This is a genomic window from Luteimonas kalidii, from assembly GCF_029887935.1.
In the GTDB taxonomy this organism is placed as follows: Bacteria; Pseudomonadota; Gammaproteobacteria; order Xanthomonadales; family Xanthomonadaceae; genus Luteimonas; species Luteimonas kalidii.
In genome coordinates this window covers 681,103-702,422 of the sequence record NZ_JARXRO010000020.1, presented here as the reverse complement: position 1 = coordinate 702,422, position 21,320 = coordinate 681,103, and the positions used below count along the sequence as shown (strand labels likewise).

The 21,320-nt window shown below is 67.0% G+C and carries 14 protein-coding genes and 2 tRNA genes; 5 read left to right on the top strand and 11 right to left on the bottom strand.

The features are described 5' to 3' along the window. Window positions 1-7: 7 nt before the first annotated feature. A complete protein-coding gene (thrS, locus tag QFW81_RS16735; RefSeq protein ID WP_280580362.1) occupies window positions 8-1,912 on the bottom strand; it encodes a threonine--tRNA ligase in 1,905 nt (634 codons plus the stop codon). Between the two features lie 355 nt (window positions 1,913-2,267). Between thrS and QFW81_RS16730 the strand changes: the two genes are divergently transcribed. Beyond that, the gene (locus tag QFW81_RS16730) at window positions 2,268-3,305 is read left to right on the top strand and encodes a LacI family DNA-binding transcriptional regulator (RefSeq protein WP_280580361.1); all 1,038 of its coding nucleotides are present in this window, start codon (window positions 2,268-2,270) and stop codon (window positions 3,303-3,305) included. 103 nt (window positions 3,306-3,408) lie between these two features. Here the strand turns inward: QFW81_RS16730 and QFW81_RS16725 are convergent, their stop codons facing one another. Next, complete coding sequence (locus QFW81_RS16725) at window positions 3,409-5,115, bottom strand: alpha-amylase family glycosyl hydrolase (RefSeq protein WP_280580552.1); 1,707 nt, start codon at window positions 5,113-5,115, stop codon at window positions 3,409-3,411. A gap of 5 nt (window positions 5,116-5,120) precedes the next feature. Further along, a complete protein-coding gene (locus tag QFW81_RS16720; RefSeq protein ID WP_280580360.1) occupies window positions 5,121-6,629 on the bottom strand; it encodes an MFS transporter in 1,509 nt (502 codons plus the stop codon). Window positions 6,630-6,904: 275 nt separating this feature from the next. Here QFW81_RS16720 and QFW81_RS16715 point away from each other — a divergent pair, with 275 nt between their 5' ends. Both QFW81_RS16715 and QFW81_RS16710 read left to right on the top strand, forming a co-directional pair. Further along, the gene (locus tag QFW81_RS16715) at window positions 6,905-8,563 is read left to right on the top strand and encodes an alpha-glucosidase family protein (RefSeq protein WP_280580359.1); all 1,659 of its coding nucleotides are present in this window, start codon (window positions 6,905-6,907) and stop codon (window positions 8,561-8,563) included. 133 nt (window positions 8,564-8,696) lie between these two features. Beyond that, complete coding sequence (locus QFW81_RS16710) at window positions 8,697-11,459, top strand: TonB-dependent receptor (RefSeq protein WP_280580358.1); 2,763 nt, start codon at window positions 8,697-8,699, stop codon at window positions 11,457-11,459. 432 nt (window positions 11,460-11,891) lie between these two features. Here QFW81_RS16710 and QFW81_RS16705 read toward each other — a convergent pair. After that, window positions 11,892-11,966 (bottom strand) — tRNA-Val (locus tag QFW81_RS16705). Window positions 11,967-12,110: 144 nt separating this feature from the next. Further along, window positions 12,111-14,144, bottom strand: a complete 2,034-nt coding sequence (gene uvrB / locus QFW81_RS16700; protein ID WP_280580357.1) for an excinuclease ABC subunit UvrB — start codon at window positions 14,142-14,144, stop codon at window positions 12,111-12,113. A 151-nt stretch (window positions 14,145-14,295) separates the two neighbouring features. Here uvrB and QFW81_RS16695 point away from each other — a divergent pair, with 151 nt between their 5' ends. Together QFW81_RS16695 and QFW81_RS16690 are read left to right on the top strand one after the other, a co-directional pair. After that, complete coding sequence (locus QFW81_RS16695) at window positions 14,296-14,826, top strand: GspH/FimT family pseudopilin (RefSeq protein ID WP_280580356.1); 531 nt, start codon at window positions 14,296-14,298, stop codon at window positions 14,824-14,826. 97 nt (window positions 14,827-14,923) lie between these two features. After that, window positions 14,924-15,000 (top strand) — tRNA-Asn (locus tag QFW81_RS16690). Between the two features lie 66 nt (window positions 15,001-15,066). Here QFW81_RS16690 and QFW81_RS16685 read toward each other — a convergent pair. Genes QFW81_RS16685 through QFW81_RS16660 form a run of 6 tightly spaced genes read right to left on the bottom strand, consistent with a single transcriptional unit; the run spans window position 15,067 to window position 21,260 of the window. Then, window positions 15,067-15,477 (bottom strand): type IV pilin protein, encoded by a 411-nt coding sequence (locus QFW81_RS16685; RefSeq protein ID WP_280580355.1) that lies wholly within the window; start codon window positions 15,475-15,477, stop codon window positions 15,067-15,069. Between the two features lie 5 nt (window positions 15,478-15,482). After that, window positions 15,483-18,800, bottom strand: coding sequence for a pilus assembly protein (locus QFW81_RS16680; protein WP_280580354.1), 3,318 nt, complete (start codon window positions 18,798-18,800; stop codon window positions 15,483-15,485). Between the two features lie 3 nt (window positions 18,801-18,803). Then, complete coding sequence (locus tag QFW81_RS16675; protein WP_280580353.1) at window positions 18,804-19,346, bottom strand: pilus assembly PilX family protein; 543 nt, start codon at window positions 19,344-19,346, stop codon at window positions 18,804-18,806. After that, the gene (locus QFW81_RS16670; protein WP_280580352.1) at window positions 19,343-20,215 is read right to left on the bottom strand and encodes a PilW family protein; all 873 of its coding nucleotides are present in this window, start codon (window positions 20,213-20,215) and stop codon (window positions 19,343-19,345) included. The genes QFW81_RS16675 and QFW81_RS16670 overlap by 4 nt, the downstream gene beginning before the upstream one ends. After that, window positions 20,212-20,706 carry a type IV pilus modification PilV family protein gene (locus QFW81_RS16665; protein ID WP_280580351.1) on the bottom strand — a complete coding sequence of 165 codons (495 nt, stop codon included), beginning with the start codon at window positions 20,704-20,706 and terminating at the stop codon, window positions 20,212-20,214. The genes QFW81_RS16670 and QFW81_RS16665 overlap by 4 nt, the downstream gene beginning before the upstream one ends. Continuing rightward, entirely contained in the window at window positions 20,703-21,260 is a 558-nt protein-coding gene (locus tag QFW81_RS16660) for a GspH/FimT family pseudopilin (RefSeq protein WP_280580350.1), read from the bottom strand. The genes QFW81_RS16665 and QFW81_RS16660 overlap by 4 nt, the downstream gene beginning before the upstream one ends. Window positions 21,261-21,320: the final 60 nt, after the last annotated feature.

The following is a 21,320-nucleotide window of genomic DNA, read 5'->3' as shown; positions in this document are numbered from 1 at the left end:
ACAACCGTCACGCGTGCGATTCTGCCGCCAGCCGGGTCGCGAAGGCGTCGACAGGCATGCTGCCCAGGTCCTCGCCACCCCGGGTGCGGACCGCCACCGCACCCGCCTCCCGCTCGCGGTCGCCGACCACCAGCAGGTAGGGCACCCGCTGCAGGCTGTGCTCGCGGATCTTGTAGCCGACCTTCTCGTTGCGCACGTCCGCCCGGGTCCGGAATCCCTTCGAATTCAGGAACTTGACCACGTCCTGCACGGCCTCGGCCTGGGCGTCGGTGATGTTCATCACCACCGCCTGCACCGGTGCCAGCCAGGCCGGGAATGCCCCCGCGTGGTGCTCGATCAGGATGCCGATGAAGCGCTCCATGGAGCCCACGATGGCCCGGTGCAGCATCACCGGCACCTGCTTGTGGCTCTGCTCGTCGACATAGTGGGCGCCCAGGCGACCGGGCATCATGAAGTCGACCTGCATGGTCCCCAGCTGCCAGGTGCGCCCGATCGCGTCCTTGAGGTGGTATTCGATCTTGGGGCCGTAGAAGGCGCCCTCGCCGGGCAGCTCCTGCCAGTCCACGCCCGACGCGCGCAACGCGTCGCGCAGCGCGGCCTCGGCCCGGTCCCACGTGGCATCGTCGCCCAACCGCGATTCCGGGCGCAGCGCGATCTTGATCTGGATGTCGTCGAAGCCGAAGTCCTCGTAGACCTTGAGCGCCTGCGCGTGGAATGCACGCACCTCTTCCTCCACCTGGTCCGGCGTGCAGAACACGTGGCCGTCGTCCTGGGTGAAGCCGCGCACGCGCAGGATGCCGTGCAGCGCGCCCGAGGGCTCGTTGCGATGGCAGCTGCCGAACTCGCCGTAGCGGATCGGCAGGTCGCGATAGCTGTGCAGCCCCTGATTGAACACCTGCACGTGGCCGGGGCAGTTCATCGGCTTCACCGCGTAGGTCCGCTTCTCGGACTCGGTGAAGAACATGTTGTCCTTGTAGTTGTCCCAGTGGCCGGACTTCTTCCACAGCTCGACGTCGAGGATCTGCGGGCAGCGCACTTCGCCGTAGCCGGTCTCGCGGTACACGCGGCGCATGTACTGCTCCACCACCTGCCACACCGCCCAGCCCTTCGGATGCCAGAACACCAGGCCCGGCGCTTCTTCCTGCAGGTGGAACAGCTCCTGGGCCTTGCCGATGCGGCGATGGTCGCGCTTCTCGGCTTCCTCGATCCGCTGGATGTAGGCCTTGAGCTGCTTGTCGTCGGCCCAGGCGGTGCCGTAGATGCGCTGCAGCTGCTCGTTCTTCGAGTCGCCGCGCCAGTAGGCGCCGGAGATCCGCAGCAGCCTGAAGGACTTGAGGAAGCGCGTGTTCGGCACGTGCGGACCGCGGCACATGTCGACGTACTCCTGGTGGTGGTACAGGCCCATGGCAGTGACCTCCGGCCCCATGTCCTCGATCAGGCGCAGTTTGTAGGTCTCGCCGCGCTGCATGAAGGTGTCGATCACCTGGGCACGCGGCGTGACCTGCTTCACCACGTCGTAGTCCTGCGCGATCAGCTCGCGCATCCGCGCCTCGATCGCGGCCATGTCGTCCGGCGTGAACGGGCGCTCGTACCAGATGTCGTAGTAGAACCCGTCCTCGATCACCGGCCCGATCACCATCTTCGCGTCCGGGTACAGCTGCTTGACCGCGTGCCCGACCAGATGCGCGGTGGAGTGGCGGATGATCTCGACGCCTTCCGGGTCCTTCGCGGTGAGGATCTGCAGGCTGGCGTCGTGCTCGATCGGGTCGGAGGCGTCGACCTGGCGGCCGTCGACCTTGCCGGCGACGGTGGCCTTGGCCAGACCGGGACCGATGGATTGCGCCACCTCCATCACGGTGACGGGGTGGTCGAATTCGCGGCGGCTGCCGTCAGGGAGCGTGATCGTGATCATGGTCGAAACCGGGTTCGGAAAACGGGTAGGAATGGCCGGCCTGTGGCCTTGTGGCGTCGGCGCCGCAGGCGCGGACCCGGCGGATCCGGTGTGTCGATTCCCGGATCCCGGGCGCCCGAGGCAATGCCGCAGCCAACAAAAAAGCGCCACGAGGGCGCCCTGCGGATGGCCTCGTGTACGTCTCAGCGATGGGCGGTGGAAGTGCTCATGTCGCACGCTCGGCCGGCGTTTCCGCGGGCCACCTCGTGGTCGGGTCCGTGGCGGCGATTCTACCCCGGATCGGGCGATGCTGCGGCGCGTCGCGGCGCCCGCGGGGGCCGGTGGCATCATGCCGCCCTGCCCCAGGCGCCTGTGCATGACCATCCGCGGCAAGCCCACCTCGCTCGACATCGCCCACCTGGCCGGGGTATCCCAGCCGACGGTGTCGCGTGCGCTGCGCGGCAGCCCGATGGTGAACGAGGAGACCCGCAAGCGGATCCTGGCGATCGCCGAGCAGCTCAACTACAAGGTCGACAAGAACGCCTCCGGGCTGCGGCGCCAGCACGCCGGCACCCTGGCGCTGCTGCTGTTCGAGGATCCGACCCCGGACGAGTCGCACATCAACCCCTTCTTCTTCCCGATGCTGGGCTCGATCACCCGCGCCTGCGCCCGCCACGGCCAGGACCTGCTGATCTCGTTCCAGCAGTTCTCCGACGACTGGCATGCCGAGTACGGCGACAGCCACAAGGCCGACGGCCTGATCCTGCTCGGCTACGGCGACTATCTCGCCCACCAGGGCAAGCTGACCAAGCTGGTCGAACAGGGCACGCCGTTCGTGCGCTGGGGCGCGGTGATGCCGGACCAGCCGGGGCTGTCGATCGGCTGCGACAACGTCGGCGGCGGGCGGCAGGCCGGCGAACACCTGGGCGCGCTCGGCCGTCGGCAGGTCGCCTTTCTCGGCGATGCGTCGAATCACTACCCGGAGTTTCTCGACCGCTTCGCCGGATGCGACGCCGGGCTGCGTTCCGCCGGCGGCACCGGGCTCGACCGCGCGCTGCAGGTCGATGCCGAAAGCGCGGAGGATTCGGGCTTCGCGGCGGCGACCGCGCTGCTCGAGCGCGGACTGCCGTTCGACGCGGTGTTCGCGGCCAGCGACCTGATCGCGATCGGCGCCATGCATGCGCTGCAGGCGCGCGGACTGCGCATCCCCGAGGACGTGGCGATCGTCGGTTTCGACGACATCCCGGCCGCGCGCATCGCGACCCCTGCGCTGACCACGGTGGTGCAGGACACGATCCGGGCCGGCGAACTGCTGGTGGAGGCGCTGGTGCGCCTGGTCAACTGCGAGCCGGCCGAGAGCACGCGCCTGGAGACGACCCTGGTGGTGCGACGCTCGAGCGGCGCGCTGCCCTAGGCCGCGACCCACATACCCGCGCGCGTCACGGGTCCGGTCGGGCGTCGCCGCTTTCCACCCGATCGTCCCGACATCGCACCGGCCCCGATGGGCGGCATCGCCTTCATTCCGGGCGCGGACGCGCCATCGCCTTCGCCAGCGCGGCCTTCAGTGCCGGTGCATCCACCGGCGCGTCGCGCAGCAGCACCCGCACGCCGTGCGCGGGCGCCTCGATGTCGATGCGCGCGTCGATCCGGACCGGCGTTCCGTCGAAGGCATCGCGCCATTCGCCCGGCTGGACCATCTCTTCGATCACGATGCGCTGCGCCCGGTCGCCCTTGTTCAGCAGGACGAGCGCGGTCTGCGCGGTGCCATCGTGCTGGTGGATGCGGTAGAACGCGGCGGTGTCTCCTTGCAGGCGCAGCGGCACCTGCAGGCCCCGCTGCAGGGCCGGGGTGTCGCGACGCACGCTGGCGATGCGGCGCAGCGCGCGGTGGATCGCGCTCTGCGGTGCGGCATCGATCCGGGCCTGGCCGAAGTAGTTGCGGTTGCCGGCGTGCTCGCCGCGTCCGCGCATGAACCCGGTTTCGGAGCCGTAGTAGACGACCGGAATGCCGCGCGCGGTGAACAGCCAGTTGTGGGCGTCGATGAAGCCTTCGTCGCTGGCATCCATGCGCGGCATGTCGTGGTTGTCGTAGAACGTGGCCAGGTCGTAGACGTTCGCGTACGGCGCCTGGTCCAGGAACAGGGCCTGCGCCAGTCGCTCGAAGCCGGCCTGCTTCGTCCCGAACGCCTCGTCCATCGCCTGCTTCATCGGGAAGTCGAGCACGCTCACGCCGCCGTTGCGGGGCCGGGTGTGGACGGCGATGTTGGCCGCGTCGTAATCGAAGGCCTCGCCGAACATGAAGAAGCCAGGTCGCTTCGCGCGGATGCGGTCGGAGAACCGCTTCCAGAACGAGGACGGCATCCAGCCGATGGTGTCGATGCGGAACGCCTCGGCGCCCTGTTCTATCCAGTGCGCGTACGCCTCGACCAGGTAGTCCAGCACTGCGGGGTTGGCGGCATCGAAATCGGACAGCTGCGCGAGGTTGCCGTCGTAGATCGAGCCCTGCGCCGCATCCACCGGACCGACGTCGCTGTAGAACGCGTGCAGTGGATTGCCGGCCGGGTCGAGCCGGCCAGGCGGCAGGTTCTGGTGGTCGGCGAGCAACTGCCCGTCGCGTCCGTGGATCTTGCCGAACTTCGGCTGGTCGGTCGTCATGCCCCAGGCGGGCGAGCCGTGGTTGCCGACGATATCCAGCACCAGCCGGATCTCGCGTTCACGCATCGCCGCGGCCAGGTCGGAAAACCCCATGCCGGGGCTGGGCAGGTGCTCGTCGAGCTCGAAGAAGTTCACGCCCCAGTAGCCGTGGTAGCCGGTCTTGCCGCGATCGGCGAGGCTGCTGCCGCAGCCCGGCGGTTCGCCGCCGGTGAACGACTCGTCGGGATTGTCGACCACCGGTGTGATCCAGACCGCGGAGAAACCGAGGTCGCGGATGTAGTCGAGGTTGTCCGCGAGGCCGCGGAAATCGCCGCCCAGGTAGCCGATGTTGCCGGCCACGCCGTCGCACGGCGGCAGCGGGATGTCGAAGGTACGGCGCGCGCCGCCCTGGTCGCGGTGGTCGTTGCCCGGATCGCCGTTGACGAAGCGATCGGTGACGACGAAGTACACCGCCTCGGACGCGAACGGTTCGAGTGTGCCGTACGCCTCGTCGACCTCGACGCGCGGCGCGGGAGCGCTTGCGCAGGCGGACAGCAGTACAGTCAGGCAGAGGCAGGACAGCAGGCGCATGGAGATCACGAAGTCGCTCCGGAAGCTACGGATACGGCCGGCGCGCGGCTGCGGTCGTCGCGCACCAGCAGCACGCACAGGCCCGCCACCAGCAGGCTGATGCCGCCGAGTACCAGCACGCGCACCGGCTCGCCGCCGAGCACGCGTGAGAGCACCACGCCGAGTGTGCTGACCGCGACCAGTTGCGGTATCACGATGAAGAAATTGAAGATGCCCATGTACACGCCCATCTTCTCCGCCGGCAGGCTGTCGGAGAGCATCGCGTAGGGCAGCGAGAGGATCGACGCCCAGGCGAAGCCGACGCCCACCATCGACAGCAGCAGCCACTGCGGATCGCCGATCACGGCGATCGACAGCAGCCCCAGCCCGCCGAGCCACAGGTTGCACAGGTGGCTGCCGCGCAGGCCGAACCGCCGTGCCATCCACGGGATCGCGATCGCCGCCAGCGCGGCAAACCCGTTGTAGGCCGCGAACAGCACGCCGACCCAGTTCGCGCCGTCGTTCCAGGCCGCCGACGCGGTATCGGTGGTGCCGTAATGCACACGGGTGACGGCGGCGGTGGTGTAGATCCACATGCAGAACAGGCCGAACCAGGAGAAGAACTGCACCACCGCGAGCTGGCGCATGGTCGCCGGCATCGCGTGCAGGTCGGCGGTCAGCGAGGCCAGCATGGCGTCGCGGCGCAAGCGCGGGGCGATCACGCGCAGCGATCCGTAGGCCAGCGGCAGCGCGGCGAGCACGTACAGCAGGCGATCCCAGCCCAGGCGCCAGACGAGTCCCGCGCCCACCAGGCCGGCCAGCAGCCAGGGCCAGCCACCGGCGGCGCGCGGAACCGGCGCGACACCGCGCGGGCGTCCCTCGGGTTCGGCATCGTCGAACGCGCGCAGCACCTCCGGCGGATATTCGCGCGTGCGCAGCACCGTCCACACGATGGCGAGCAACAGCACCGTGCCGCCGGCATAGAAAGCGTAGCGCACGGTGTCGGGCACCTCGCCCGGGGCGGCGGTATTGGCGACGCCGGCCTTGGCCAGCAACCAGGGCAACAGGCTCGCCACCACGGATCCCACGCCGATGAAGAAGCTCTGCATCGCATAGCCGGTGGGGCGCTGGCGCGGCGACAGCTGGTCGCCGACGAAGGCGCGGAACGGTTCCATCGACACGTTCAGCGACGCGTCGAGGATCCACAGCATGCCAGCCGCGATCCACAGCTCGGGAGAGTTCGGCATCACCAGCAGCGCGAGGGTGGAGAAGATCGCGCCCCACAGGAAGTACGGGCGGCGACGTCCCAGACGGGTCCAGGTGCGGTCGGAGAAGTAGCCGATCACCGGCTGCACCAGCAGGCCGGTCAGCGGCGCGGCGATCCACAGTCCCGGCACCTGGTCAATGTCCGCGCCGAGCGTCTGGAAGATGCGGCTGACGTTCGCGTTCTGCAGCGCGAAGCCGAACTGGATGCCCAAGAATCCGAAGCACATGTTCCAGATCTGCCAGAACGTCAGTTGCGGCTTGCTCGCCATCCGACCCGCGCTCCCCGTTGCGATGGGGCGCATTGTGACCACAAAGGGCGGCGATGTGGCGCGCGTCCGCCGGCCGCACGCGGCGCACCTCCAGCCACGCAGATGCGCGGAAACCGCTTGTTTCATGCTTTTTTTCGCCACTCCAGTCATGCGGCAGGCATGTCGTGCATCGTTGCGATGCATACGTATTCATCGCTTCCGACGCATCCGCGGCGGTCGCGGGGCGGATGGCTGTGGAATAGTGCGCGCCACCAAACGATGTCGCGGAGGACACGGTGTCGGGAAGCAGCACGCAGGCATGGTGGCGCGGCGCGGTGATCTACCAGATCTACCCGCGCAGCTTCCAGGACACCAACGGCGATGGCGTGGGCGACCTGCCCGGCATCATCGACCGGCTCGACCATGTCGCCAGCCTCGGCGTCGACGCGGTGTGGATCTCGCCGTTCTTCCGTTCGCCGATGGCCGACTTCGGCTACGACATCGCCGACTACCGCGATGTCGACCCGCTGTTCGGCACGCTCGACGACGTCGACCGCCTGCTGCACAAGGCGCATGGCCTGGGCATCCGGGTCATGATCGACCAGGTGCTGAGCCACACCTCCGACCAGCACGCGTGGTTCCGCGAGAGCCGGATGAGCCGCGACAACGCGAAGGCGGACTGGTACGTCTGGGCCGATCCCAGGCCCGACGGCACGCCGCCGAACAACTGGATGTCGCTGTTCGGCGGCGTCGCCTGGCGCTGGGAACCCAGGCGCGAGCAGTACTACCTGCACAACTTCCTGGCCTCGCAGCCCGACCTCAATTTCCACAATCCCGAAGTGCAGCAGGCGACGCTGGACAACGTGCGGTTCTGGCTCGACCGCGGGATCGACGGCCTGCGCCTGGACGCGATCAACTTCTGCTTCCACGATCGCCAGCTGCGCGACAACCCGCCCAAGCCGGCGCAGCTGCGCACCGGACGCGGCTTCAGCACGGACAATCCCTACGCCTACCAGTACCACCACTACAACAACACCCAGCCGGAAAACCTGCCGTTCCTCGAGGCGCTGCGCGGGCTGCTCGACCGCTACCCGGGCGCCACCGCGCTGGGCGAGATTTCCTCGGAGGACTCGCTGGCGACCACCGCCGAGTACGTGACGCCCTCGCGCCTGCACATGGGCTACAGCTTCGAGCTGCTCACCGATGATTTCAGCGCGCGCCACATCCGCGACACGGTCGAACGGCTGGAATCGGCCATGACCGAGGGCTGGCCGTGCTGGGCCGTCTCCAACCATGACGTCCGCCGCGCGGTGACCCGCTGGGGCGGCGCCCAGGCTTCGCCGGAGCTGGCGAAACTGCTGGTGGCGCTGGTGTGCTCGCTGCGCGGCTCGGTCTGCCTGTACCAGGGTGAGGAACTGGGCCTGCCCGAGGCCGACGTGCCGTTCGACGCGCTGCGCGACCCCTATGGCATCGCGTTCTGGCCCAACTTCAAGGGCCGCGACGGCTGCCGCACGCCGATGCCGTGGACCGCGGATGCGAACGGCGGCTTCAGCGCAGGCGAGCCCTGGCTGCCGGTGCCGCCCGAACACCTGGCGATCAGCGTGCAGGCGCAGGAGGCCGATCCGGCATCGGTGCTCAACGGCGTGCGCGCGTTCCTGCGCTGGCGCTGTGCCCAGCCCGCGCTGCGACATGGCGCCATCCGCTTCATCGATGCGCCGGAGCCGATCCTCGCCTTCGTGCGCGAAACCGCGGCGCAGCGGGTGCTGGTGGTCCTGAATCTCGGCGGCACGCCGGCATCGATGACGCTGCCGCCATGGGCGCGCACGTACTCGCCGCTCGCCGGCCACGGTCTGGCGCAGGCGCATTGCGATGCCGCCGGACTCGTGCTGCCCGCGCACGGCGCCTGGTACGCGCAGCTGTCCGGCGACACGGAACCGCCGCCCGCAACGCCATGAATACGTATGCAGCGCGGCGCGGTGCGCCCGCTGCACGCCTACCATCGAATCCAGCCATGGAGACGGCGCATGCGAACGCGTCCGCACGCGCCGGAACACATCACAGACGTCGACTGATCCTTCGGGAGGGGACATGTTGAATCCACAGCGCAACCTGCTGAGCCTGGCGCTCGCATCCGCCATCACGCTGGCCGCCGCACAGGCCCATGCGCAGGACGCGCAGGCCGACGACCCGGCCGAAACGCCGCAGGCCGAGGCCTCCGAACTCGACACGATCGTCGTGCGCGGCATCCGCCGCGGCATCGAGAGCGCGATCTCGGTCAAGCGCGAGTCCACCTCGATCGTCGAGGCGATCTCGTCGGAGGACATCGGCAAGCTGCCCGATGTCAGCATCGCCGAATCGCTGGCGCGCCTGCCGGGCCTGTCCGCGCAGCGCGTCGCCGGACGTGCGCAGGTGATCAGCGTGCGCGGCCTGTCGCCCGACTTCTCGACCACCCTGCTCAACGGGCGCGAGATGGTCAGCACCGGCGACAACCGCAGCGTCGAGTTCGACCAGTATCCGTCCGAGCTGATCAGCGGCGTCACCGTGTACAAGACCCCCGACGCGCGCCTGGTGGGCCAGGGCCTCACCGGCACCCTGGACATGCAGACCGTGCGCCCGCTGAGCTTCGACGAGCCGACCGGCGTGATCAGCGTACGCGGCCAGCACAACTCGCTCGGCAACGCGGCCGACGCGTCGGGCTACGGCGAGCGCATCAACGCCAGCTACATCACCCGCTCGGACGACCGCCGCTTCGGCTTCTCGATCGGCTACTCGCACTCGAACACGCCAATCCAGGAGAACCAGGTCGGCCTGTACGAGCCGTGGCAGCCCATCGGCGAGGGCTGGCGCCCCGGCGTTCCGGCCGGCACGTACTACTCCGACGGCATCAAGGCGCTGCGCCGTACCGGCAACACCGAGCGCGACGGCGTGATGATGACCCTGCAGTTCCGGCCGTCGAACGCCTGGACCAGCACGCTCGACCTGTTCCATTCGCAGGCCGACCAGGTGAGCACGGCGAACCAGTTCGAGATCCCCCTGGGCGACTACAACGGGACCAACGGCGCCATCCGCCTGGACGTGACCAATCCGGCCATCAACGCCGACGGCACCTTCACCGGCGGCGTCGCCAACAACGTCTACCCGCTCGTGCGCGGCATGTACAACCAGCGCGAGGACGAGATCAACGCCTTCGGCTGGAACAACGCCTTCACCCTGGGCGCGGTCGAACTCAACGCGGACGTCAGCTACTCGAAGACCGAACGCGACGAGATCGTGCTCGAGAACAATACCCAGCTGCTGCCGGCGCCGCAGCTGGATTCGGTCACGCTCGATTACCGCAGCGACGGATTCTCGCAGCTGTCGCCCACGCTCGACTATTCCGACCCCGGCTCGCTCTACCTCACCAACACCATCTACGGCTCCGGCTACGGCAAGACCCCGCGGGTGGAGGACGAGCTGCGCGCGTTCCGGATCGATGCCTCGATTCCGGCGCCTGAAGCCGCGGCGTGGCTGGTCGACTTCGACCTGGGCCTGAACTATGCCGACCGCCAGAAGAGCAAGTGGCAACCCGAAGGCAACATCAACCTCGGCCCGCAGGGCGACACGCCGATCGCCGACGACCTGCAGTACGGCCTGGTCGACCTCGGCTTCGCCGGCGTGGGCATGATCCCGTCCTGGAACGTGCCCGAGGCGGTCGCGCGCTACATGAGTTTCATCCCGGTCGACGACCTGTCGTACCTGATTCCCAAGGCCTGGCGGGTCGACGAGGAGATCACCACCGGCTACGCGCGCGCCAACCTCGACACCCAGTGGGGCAGCGTGCCGGTGCGCGGCAACTTCGGCGTGCAGGTGCAACGCGTGGACCAGTCGTCCACCTCGCGCTACTGGGACGCCACCCTGCCCGAGGGCCAGAACGTGCAGCCGATCACCCGCGGCAAGTCGTACACCGACGTGCTGCCGAGTATGAACCTGGCCTTCTCGCTGCCCGCCGACCAGACCCTGCGCGTGGCGTTGGCCGAGCAGATCGCACGCCCGCGGGTGGACGAGCTGCGCGCCTCGCTCGAGTTCGGCGTCAACACCGCCACCGGCGAGCCGGGCGGGTCGGGCGGCAATCCGGAGCTCGATCCCTGGCGCGCGTACGCATTCGATCTGTCGTACGAGAAGTACTTCGGCCAGCGCGCCTACGTGTCGGCCGCGTTCTACTACAAGGACCTGCGCACCTACATCTACACCGAGGCGCGCGACGGCTACGACTTCAGCGACCTGCTGGTCGACTACGTGCCGGGTCCCAACGAGCCGCCTACCCAGACCACGGGACGCTTCACCGCTCCCTACAACGGCGAAGGCGGATCGCTGCGCGGCCTTGAGCTGACCGCGTCGCTGCCGCTGGACCTGTTCGCGCCGGCACTCACCGGCTTCGGCATCGTGGCCAGCGCCAGCTTCAACGACAGCGACATCACCATCCCGCCGCCGCCCAACGCCCAGAGCAGCGTCGGCAGCGAGAACGTCATGCTGCCCGGCCTGTCCAAGCGCGTGTACAACCTCACCGCCTACTACGAGCGCGGCGGCTTCGAGGCGCGCGTCAGCCAGCGGCGGCGCTCGGACTTCATCGGCGAGATCGGCAACTTCGACGGCGATCGCACCCTGCGCTACGTGGTCGGCGAAAACATCACCGATGCGCAGGTCAGCTATGCCTTCGGCGACGAGACCGGGCTGGGCGGCCTGAGCGTGCTGCTGCAGGCGAGCAACATCACCGACGAGTCCTACCGCACCTACGCCGGCACCCGCGACCGTCCGCTCGAGCACATCGAGTGGGGCCGCACCTGGCTGCTGGGCGTGAACTACCGCTTCTGATCCGGCGTTCCCCGCGCCGCTGCAGCCCCGGCCGGCCCTCCCCCGGCCGGGGCATTTTTTTGGCCTTCTTCCCGTTCGAGGAGACGCCGAAGCGCTTGGCTTCCTCCGCTCCCGTCTTCGGGTCGACGCCGCGCCCCGTCGGCCGGGAATCGCTATCCGCTCGGTCAGGGCATCCAGCCCTGACTCGCGCGCAAGACATCCCTGTCCTGCTTGCCGCGATCCCCGGCCGACGGGACACGGCCCAGCGTTATCGATGACCGTTCTTCGACAAGAGCGATTCGGAGCCATGTCGATGAACCAGAGACCCCGGGCCGGTCGCGAGGTCAGCTCAGCATCAGGCGTAGAGGCCTGGTGGCGCAGTGTGGCCGGCCGCAAATGACAAACCCGCCAGGCGGCGGGTTCGGGTCCAAAGAACAACTCCAGGTTGTCGTTTGGTGGGCGGTACAGGGTTCGAACCTGTGACCCCTACCATGTCAAGGTAGTGCTCTACCGCTGAGCTAACCGCCCGAAATGCGCAGACCTCCGGGCGTCGCCCGATGACTGCTTCCCTGACCGCCGGCCGGACTGGCCGAGGGCAAGGGTCCCACCAACGCGGCGGGAGGCGAATTCTAGCCGAACCCGACCGGGCTTGCCATCCTCCGCCCCGCCCGTTCAGCCCGCGAGCGTGGCTTCCTTGAGCTTGCGGATCTCGTCGCGGACCCGCGCCGCGTCCTCGAACTCCAGGTCGCGGGCGTGCTGGTACATCTGCTGCTCCAGGGCCTTGAGCCTGGCCGCCAGCTTCGAGGGGTCGAGGGCGGCGTAGTCCTCGGCCGTGTCCGCCACCCGCTTGCCGCGCCCGGCGGCCGCGCGCGCCGCCGCCGGTTCGTCGCGGGCGCCTTCCATGATGTCCATCACCGCACGCACCACCGACTGCGGGGTGATTCCGTGCTCGGTGTTGTACTCGACCTGCTTCTGGCGGCGGCGGTCGGTCTCGTCCAGCGCGCGCTTCATCGAATCGGTGATCCGGTCCGCGTACAGGATCGCCTTGCCGCGCAGGTTGCGGGCGGCACGGCCGATGGTCTGGATCAGCGAGCCGGTGGAGCGCAGGAAGCCTTCCTTGTCCGCGTCCAGGATCGCCACCAGCGACACCTCGGGCATGTCCAGCCCCTCGCGCAGCAGGTTGATGCCCACCAGCACGTCGAACTTGCCCAGGCGCAGGTCGCGGATGATCTCGACGCGCTCGACCGTGTCCACGTCCGAGTGCAGGTAGCGCACGCGCACGTCGTGCTCGCCCAGGTACTCGGTCAGGTTCTCGGCCATGCGCTTGGTGAGCGTGGTGATCAGCACGCGGTCGCCCATGGCGACGCGCTGGTGGATCTCGCCCAGCACGTCGTCCACCTGGGTCGCGACCGGGCGGATCTCCACCTCCGGATCGATCAGGCCGGTCGGACGCACCACCAGTTCGACCACCTGCCCTTCCGACTTCTCGATCTCGTACTTGCCCGGCGTGGCGGACACGAAGATCGTGCGCGGCGAACGCAGCTCCCATTCCTCGAACCGCAGCGGGCGGTTGTCCAGCGCCGAGGGTAGGCGGAATCCGAACTCCACCAGCGTCTCCTTGCGCGAGCGGTCGCCCTTGTACATCGCGCCCACCTGCGGCACGGTCACGTGCGATTCGTCCACCACCAGCAGCGCATCGGGCGGCAGATAGTCGAACAGGCAGGGCGGCGCCTCGCCCGGCATGCGCCCGGTGAGGTGGCGCGAGTAGTTCTCGATGCCGTTGCAGTACCCCACCTCGGCCATCATCTCCAGGTCGAACTGGGTGCGCTGCTGCAGGCGCTGCGCCTCGACCAGCTTGTTCTGGGCGTAGAACTGCTCGAGACGCTGCGGCAGTTCCAGCTTGATCGCCTCGATCGCCTCGAGCGTGGTGCGCCGCGTGGTGACGTAGTGCGACTTGGGATAGATGGTGTAACGCGCCAGCGAACGGCGCGTCTCGCCGGTGAGCGGGTCGAACTGGGTCAGCTTCTCGATCTCGCCGTCGAACAGCTCGATGCGCAGCGCCTCGTCGTCGGATTCGGCCGGGTGCACGTCCACCACCTCGCCGCGCACGCGATAGGTGCCGCGCCGCAGCTCGGTATCGTTGCGGGCGTACTGCATCTCGGTCAGGCGGCGGATCAGCTCGCGCTGGTCGATGCGCTCGCCGCGCACCATGTGCAGCACCATCCGGAAATACTCGTTCGGATCGCCCAGGCCGTAGATCGCGGACACGGTGCAGACGATGATCGCGTCGCGCCGCTCCAGCAGCGCCTTGGTCGCCGACAGGCGCATCTGTTCGATGTGTTCGTTCACCGAACTGTCCTTGTCGATGAACGTATCGGTGGACGGGACGTAGGCCTCGGGCTGGTAGTAGTCGTAGTAGCTGACGAAATACTCGACCGCGTTGTGCGGGAAGAACGACTTGAACTCGCCGTACAGCTGCGCGGCGAGGGTCTTGTTCGGCGCCATCACCAGGGTCGGCTTCTGCACCGCCTGGATCACGTTGGCGATGGTGTAGGTCTTGCCCGAGCCGGTCACGCCGAGCAGGGTCTGCCGCGCCAGCCCGCTCTCGAAGCCCTCGATCAGCTTCTCGATGGCCTGCGGCTGGTCGCCGGCCGGCTGGTACGGCGAGACGAGCTGGAACGTGGCGGGATGCAGGGGATTCGTCATGTGGGAGCGGGGGACGGGCACGCCAGTTTAGCGACCCCTCGTGATGGGGGCGGATAGGGCGTTTTCCTACCCCGCCGGCCGGCCATGGCTGATGGCCGCGCCCTGCTCGCAGGCGCGATGCTGAGCGCCCAACGCCATGGAGGGCATTGTGATGCGGAAGCAGCTGCGCGGGTTCACCCTGGTCGAGATGACGCTGACGGTCGCCATCCTGGCGGTCTGTGCCGCGGTCGCGGCACCGGTGATGGGAGATTTGCTGGAGCGCCAGCGCGCGGGGGCCGCCATGGGCGCGCTGGCGACCCAGATGCAGCTGGCCCGGATGGCGGCGATCACGTACCGCCAGTCTGCCGTCCTGTGCCCTTCGCGCAGTGGCACAGCCTGCGACGGATCCACGGACTGGAGCGGCGGCTGGATGATGTTCCTGGACCGCGACGGCAACCGCGAGCCCGATGCCGGCGAGGACATCCTGCGTGCCGAGTCAGGGCCCATGAGCCGCTCCCTCAGGCTGCTCGGCACGACCGGGCGGCCGCAGCTGCGATACATGCCCGATGGCCGCAGCGCAGGCACCAACCTCACCATCTCCGTCTGCAACGGCGACGGCATTCTGCTGGGGGCCGTGATCGTGAACAACGCTGGGCGCCCGCGCACGTTCCGGCCCACCACGCCCGCCGCGTGCCCGGGCTGAACGGGTTCCGACGGGCCATGACGCCAAGGCCGCGACGGGGTGCATCCAGGGCCAGCGGCTTGCCCGGCTCCCGGGCGCCGTCTACAATCTCCTGCCCGCCCGAATAGCTCAGCCGGTTAGAGCACTTGACTGTTAATCAGGGGGTCGTTGGTTCGAGTCCAACTTCGGGCGCCAGATTCCGGTACGACAAGGCCCGCAGCGATGCGGGCCTTGTGCGTTTTGGTTGGGGCGATACCGACATTACCAGCAGCCGACCGTATCCGGTGACTTCGTGCCGGCCGCGTCGAGACTGAGGGTTTCGCACGAGTCGCTCGCCTGCCGCCCGGTGGGCTCGGCGGTGACGGTATAGGCCTTGGGCCCCACGTCCACCACATCCATGTCGTAGAAGCGCAGCGCATCCGGATCACAACGGTTGTCCAGTTCGTCCACGTCCGGATGATCTTCGTACGTCAGCGCGGTGGTGTAGTGGCGTTCCATTGCCTGGGCCACTGCCGCTGCGCACGCCGCCCCCCCGACGCGTCGCCCCTTCATGACGTGTTCGTTGTAGCTCGGCAATGCGATCGAGGCCAGGATGCCAATGATCGCCACCGTAACCATCAACTCGACCAGACTGAAGCCCGAGACATTGCGGCGCGCGGCGTTCCTCTGCATGACCATCACTCTCCCCTGATCTCACGCCAGGACGCGCGGTCCCAGCGAGGTGTGAGCGTCCTCAGTCCCCGCAGGTTGCCGCTGCCGGTGCCGCCGACCACGATCAGGCCGCGCAACAGGTTCGGAAGCGTCGGCATGCCCGTGCGCACATCGACCGAGCCGACCGGCAGGTCGTCATCGCCAATGACCGAGTCGTCCGTCCCGGCTTCACCACCGAGATCAAAATAGCTCGCCCCCGCGCTTGTACCGGTGAAGGCGTCGAGCGCATTGATGTATCCGCCGCCGTCGGGATTACATGCATTTCCTGAGGGAATCATGCTGGCAGTCACCAGGAAGGTGGAGACGACCTGCGCATCCTGGATGATTCGCTCGCCACTTTCCGGAAGGTCAATGTACCAGCCCTTGGAGTCGACAGGCAGGCCGGATCGTTCCTCGAACGCCCGCACCGGATAACCGTTAAGCGACTCATCCGTCACCGCGATCGTACGCTCGGTCAGATCGGAGCGCTCGATCGCCGCGCCCTCGTCGATGAATCCGTACATGCTCTGGACGTCGGCACCCGAAGTGCTGATGTCGTCGGCGGTCAGGTAACGCCCGGTTCCGAAGAACAGCCAGCGCTGGCTTCTGATTGGATGACTGGCGATCGTGATCGCTCCGCTGATCGGCTGCGCGGCACCGTCGTCATTGGTCGCCGTGAAGAGCCGGGTCGCCGTCCACGCGGCCGGCGACGCATCCGTGAGGTCGAACTTCCACACATTACCGAGCATGTCGCCGGCGTATGCGTAAGCGAGGGTCCGACCGTCGGCGCCAACGATGCCGGTCACAGCCGACAGCCCGTTCGGGGCTGCCGCGGACCCCGCCCCAGTGTCGATTTCGGCAATGACCGCACCCGTCTCGGCATTCAGCACCATCAGTGCTGCCCGATCGTTGGTGCTGTTGATCCCATTGCCAAAAACCGCGGCAACCACGCCCGTACCCACCCTGGACAATAGCGGCTTGTTCAGCACGAGCCCCATGTGCCCGCCAGGGGTATTCGAACGCTCCCACTTGAAAAGGCCAGCGGCGTTCACTGTTCCCGGAGCGGTGACATCGAGAGCGAAAAGTCCTTTGCCGCCCCTCCCGAGCGATCCGATCAGTATGTTCTTGGCAGGCGTCAGCGAACGACTGGACACGACCACCGGCCCATCCACAAAGAACTTGTGGCTGTAGTCGCCACGACTCAGCGTCGAAAGGTGGCCGAAGTTGATGATGTTCGGCACGTACGCGAACAGTTCCCGACCGTTGCTGGCGTCGAAGGCATGCAGCATGCCGTCGTTCGCCCCGACATAGAGCGTGTTGGTGTCTTTCACATAGGCCGGCGACGAGCCGATAATATCGCCGAGCTTCGTCGAGCGATTTCGCAGGAGGCCGCCTTCACTGGCCTCGTTACTCTCGTCACCCTTGATGTAATCCGCATTGTCGGCAGCCGTCACCGGAAAGTTCAAACTGCCGCCGGTGCGTCCGAGCAATGCGCGCTGCGCGGTGGTGGGAAACTGGGCCCCGGCCGTCCCGGTGGAGGTGAAGATCTTGCGGTCATCCCAATCGGGCAACGACGCCGTCCAGTCGGGGTCGGCTTCGACGCCGGAGGCGGTCACCTCACGCGCGGCCAGCGTGCCAGTCCAAGTTCCGGTCACGTAGCTGGCGTTGAACACCTGAGATCCGGTATCCAGCGACACAGAGTTACTTGCAACGTTCGAGAAGGAGCTATCTCGCGTGGCGATCTCACTCAGCGCGCCCCTCAATGCCTGCGAGAATTCGTCGGCGTCGCTGGCGACGACGAACTTGCCCCGCCCGTTGACCGACGCATGCCAGAAGTCGTCGATGCTTCTCGGGTTCAAATTGGTGTGATACGGCCACGACTTAGTTCCCGCCGTCAGGGCCGGGAGGTCCGATTCTGGATCCAATGTCCCCGCGGCCCCGAGGGAAATCCCGAACGTCACCATGTGCTGCCAGAACGCGGGATTCGCGGGAGTCTTCGCGACCACGTTATCCAGGTCTGGTCGCAGGTCGCGCTTCCAGAACCGCATCGCAATATCGGCGAGGTTGCTCGAATGCTCGCTTGCGTATGGCGCTGTGGGGACGTACTGATAGCTGTCGCCGAAAGGACTGGTGATGACTTCGCCCTCGCTATTGTCTTCCTCACCTACCTTGCTCCAGCCGTCGGAATCGTTGCGGTACCCATCGGTGGTCAGGATCGTGTAGTTCTGGCGGCAGGCGAAATGATCGACAGCGGCCCCGCCGATACCCTCACCCCAAGGACCTGTCGACGAACTGTCATCTTCAAAATACTTGCCCGCGTTGTAGAGCGCCTCGCGCAGAGGCGTAGAGTCAGCCGCGTCTTCTGCATACAGTCGCTGATACCATGCGGTCTTGTTGTTGTCGGCGCCTCCGGGACCGTTGGGATCCTCGAACAAGCCCTTGTTCCAAGCAACCGGAATCGGCTTGGACTGGGAGATTGGATGACTGCCCCAGTTCACCCCGCCACTCGACCCGCTCGTCCGCATGTCGTTCCAGATATTTCTGTAACCAACCCGATACTCACCGCCGATCTCGGCGAATGCACGACCGACGGCGGCCTTGGCAACCTTCGACCGGGAGCGATGGTACGAATACCAAGTCGCGAAGTTTCGGCGCTCCTGAGCTGCGGTGCGTGTCGTGGGCAACGCCTCCGTGCAGTTACGCCAGTTGGTTCCACCACCCGTAGAACAGTTCCTGTTGGAAAGGCCTTGATTGTAAGAAGGCCAGCCACCAGACCGCGTAGTCCACTCACTTCTGACGATGACCTCGTCTTCGTGAATCTGGTAGCGCCAGTAGTTCGCCAGATCGGTTAGATCTCCGGCCGAATTCTTGGGAACATAGAACGTCTGCTCGGAGTCGCGCAGGTCGGTGGTGCCGTTGTTGAAGGGCGGGACTAGAACGATGTGGGAATAGGCATTCCGATAGTCTTGGCCCCCGGTCATGACCGCCCCGGTGGAATCCACCCAAGGCTGGTAGACGACGTTCGGATTGTAATAGATCCTGTTTCGGGTATAGGCCTGTCTGGCCCATCCGGTCGGTATCCCATCCGGCAAGAACGTGTCCGCCATCGATCCCGAGTTGTCGAGCAGAAACAGGATGTTCGGGGGGATGCGAGAGCCGATGATCAGCGGCTGATCCGGTATCGCGATCCCCGCGCTCGCGGGTAATGCGAGCAGGGTCGACAGCAACGCGAATGGCGCCGCCCACCAGGAACGACCCGACCCACGAACTGAGCGGCGGCGAGAATTGATCGAACGTGTCTTCATGACTCAGGTCCCCGGTTCCGGGATGCGGCTGATGATGTTGGCTTGCATGGTGACGTCGGCGCGCCCTTCGCTGCGGGTACGTGCCGTCACGCGATACATCGGACTGAAGCAGTCGAGCGGTTGCGGGATCTGGTCACAGCTGCCCCTGCGGGCCGGCCCTTGCCCCAGGTACTCGATCCAGTACTGGGGCGGCTCCGGGATCAGATCACTGTCGTACTGGGTATCGGGCAGGTCCTGCCAGGAGGGAGCAGAACCAGTCGGACAGATGCCGTCCTCCGAGCAACTGTCACCGTCAGGCACGTTGGTGTCCCATGCGGCGCCCGCGAGGACCTGATCCTGGGCAAAGCGAAGCGCGGCTTCGGTCGACTGCACGGCGAGATTGCGGTCCCGCAAGTTGGCGCTCATGCGTTCCTGCATGGCCGAGCTGCGCAACACGGCGATGCCGAGCACCGAGACTGCCACAAGCAGGATAAGGACGATGACCAGCGAAATGCCGCGCTCAGCACGAGCGCCTTTGAGCGGGGGGCGGATGTTTTGCGATTTCACAGCGTACGCCCTCTCATGCTGACCACGTTGGACGCAGTACGACGCAGCTGGTTGCCGTCGACGTCTGCCCCGACCAAGGTCATCGTGACGCGCACCGCAACCACTTGACGCCAATCCGCCGGGGTGTCCACATAATCGTCCTCACCGGTTTCAAGGTAGGAGAACGCAATCCCCTCCACGCCTTCCGCAACCTCTTCCGGATCGCCACCATTGCGCGAAACGAAGAGAGAACTTCCCCCTCCCGGACGTCCGTGCCCGGCGACGAACCAGTTCACGTCGCGATATCGCGCAAGCACGACGGCGGCGGGCGGCGCATAGATGTCTGCTGTCGGGACATAGCCACCCGGCAAGGCGGCGAACGTGACGGTGTGACCCGTCACGCCCGTAGCCCGAACCACATGGGTCTTCCGGGCATTGCACAGGATCAGGAAATCGTTGACTGCGAATACGTCGCTGGCTGCATCCACGTCATCGGCATGCAGCGTGACCGAACCGGCAGTCGAGCCCACGACACGATAGGCGGTGTCATCGCCAGACACCACCCGAAGTGAGTCGGTGGTCCCGCTGACGGCGTTATCCCTGAACTGGATGGTTCGCGCATCCGCACCTTCCACCGCCGAGAAGTTCGAGCACGCCGAGCCGCCGGCCGCGCGAACATCGCGCGAGATCAGTTCGAAGGCCGCCCGGGCGGTTTCCTGGATCCGGCTCAGCCCTTCGTTGGAGCGGAAAGTGGTCTGGCTGGTCTGGAAGATGGCGAATGCGGCACCGATCACGATCAGTCCGAGCACCATCGCGATCATCAGTTCCGTCAGACCGAAGCCGGCCATCGTGGTGGCGGCGGCGCCCCTGCGGAGTCTGGACCTGCTCATATGCGCGTCCTCGTGGCGAATTCGCGCTCGTCGTCACCGCCGGCGCGCGAATCATCCCACCGAATGGTGACCTCGCAGGCGTCGGGGCAGCCCGTGATCTGGCCGCATGTGGTCACGTCGTCACCGGCGGCCGGCCCACTGACGTTCGCCTTCAAGGACGTGATCCAGTTCGCCAGATCGTTCTGGGCCAGTGTGCCGCCAGCGCCAGCGGCGCAGACCATGCCCGCAGTGTTGTAAGCGGCGGCATCCGCACGATTGGCACGCATGGCCTCGATGATGGCGTTGCTCTGCATGACCACCTGGCTGGCCTCGAGCGAACTCTGGCCGCCGCGCAGCGCCAGCGACTGCATCGCCGCGACGCCAAGCAGCCCGATGCCGAGAATGACGACCGAGACCAGGATCTCGATCAGGCTCAGGCCGTCCATGCCGCGGCGCGCCCGCAGGCGGCCTCCAGCCGATGGACGTGCCTGTCTGGATGAATATGCGATCACGAACAACTTCCTCCACCGCTCGCCTTGTCTGAACGCACCCCGCCACCGAGCATGACGGTCACGACGCGCTGGTTCTGGGACGGGTAATTTGTCGGCAGGCAGACAGTCAAGGTCTGCTCCGCATCCAGCAGGCCGGACGGGCGGAAAACGACCCCCTCTTCCGGCCCCACCAACTCCATGTTTCCGGGAAGCGCCTCGTAGCGGATAACGTCGATGACTTCGCTTCCGGTCTCATCGGACGCGGCGTTGTCGCGCCCGATCACGACCCACTCCTTCCAGTCTGCCTGGTCGGCGCAGGTCTCCCCGTCCGTCGTCGCGCACACCTCGACGCTGGCGCCGCGCCGGATCGCCTCCGCACGCGCCAGCTGCAGCGCCGCGGTCAGGTTCTCGTTGGCCGCGGTGATGCGGTTGGCGTTGACCAGGCCGGCCATCGCCGGCACGCCGACCACGGCCAGGATGCCGATCACGGCCACGGTGACCATCAGCTCGATCAGGGTGAAGCCGCCCGGACGGGAGGCCCTGGCGGGCGCGCACGGGCGCGTTGGACGGATCATCGGCATACCACTCCCCAGTTGCCCGGACACCCTAGCGGTCGCACCCGGCCGGTTCCAGCG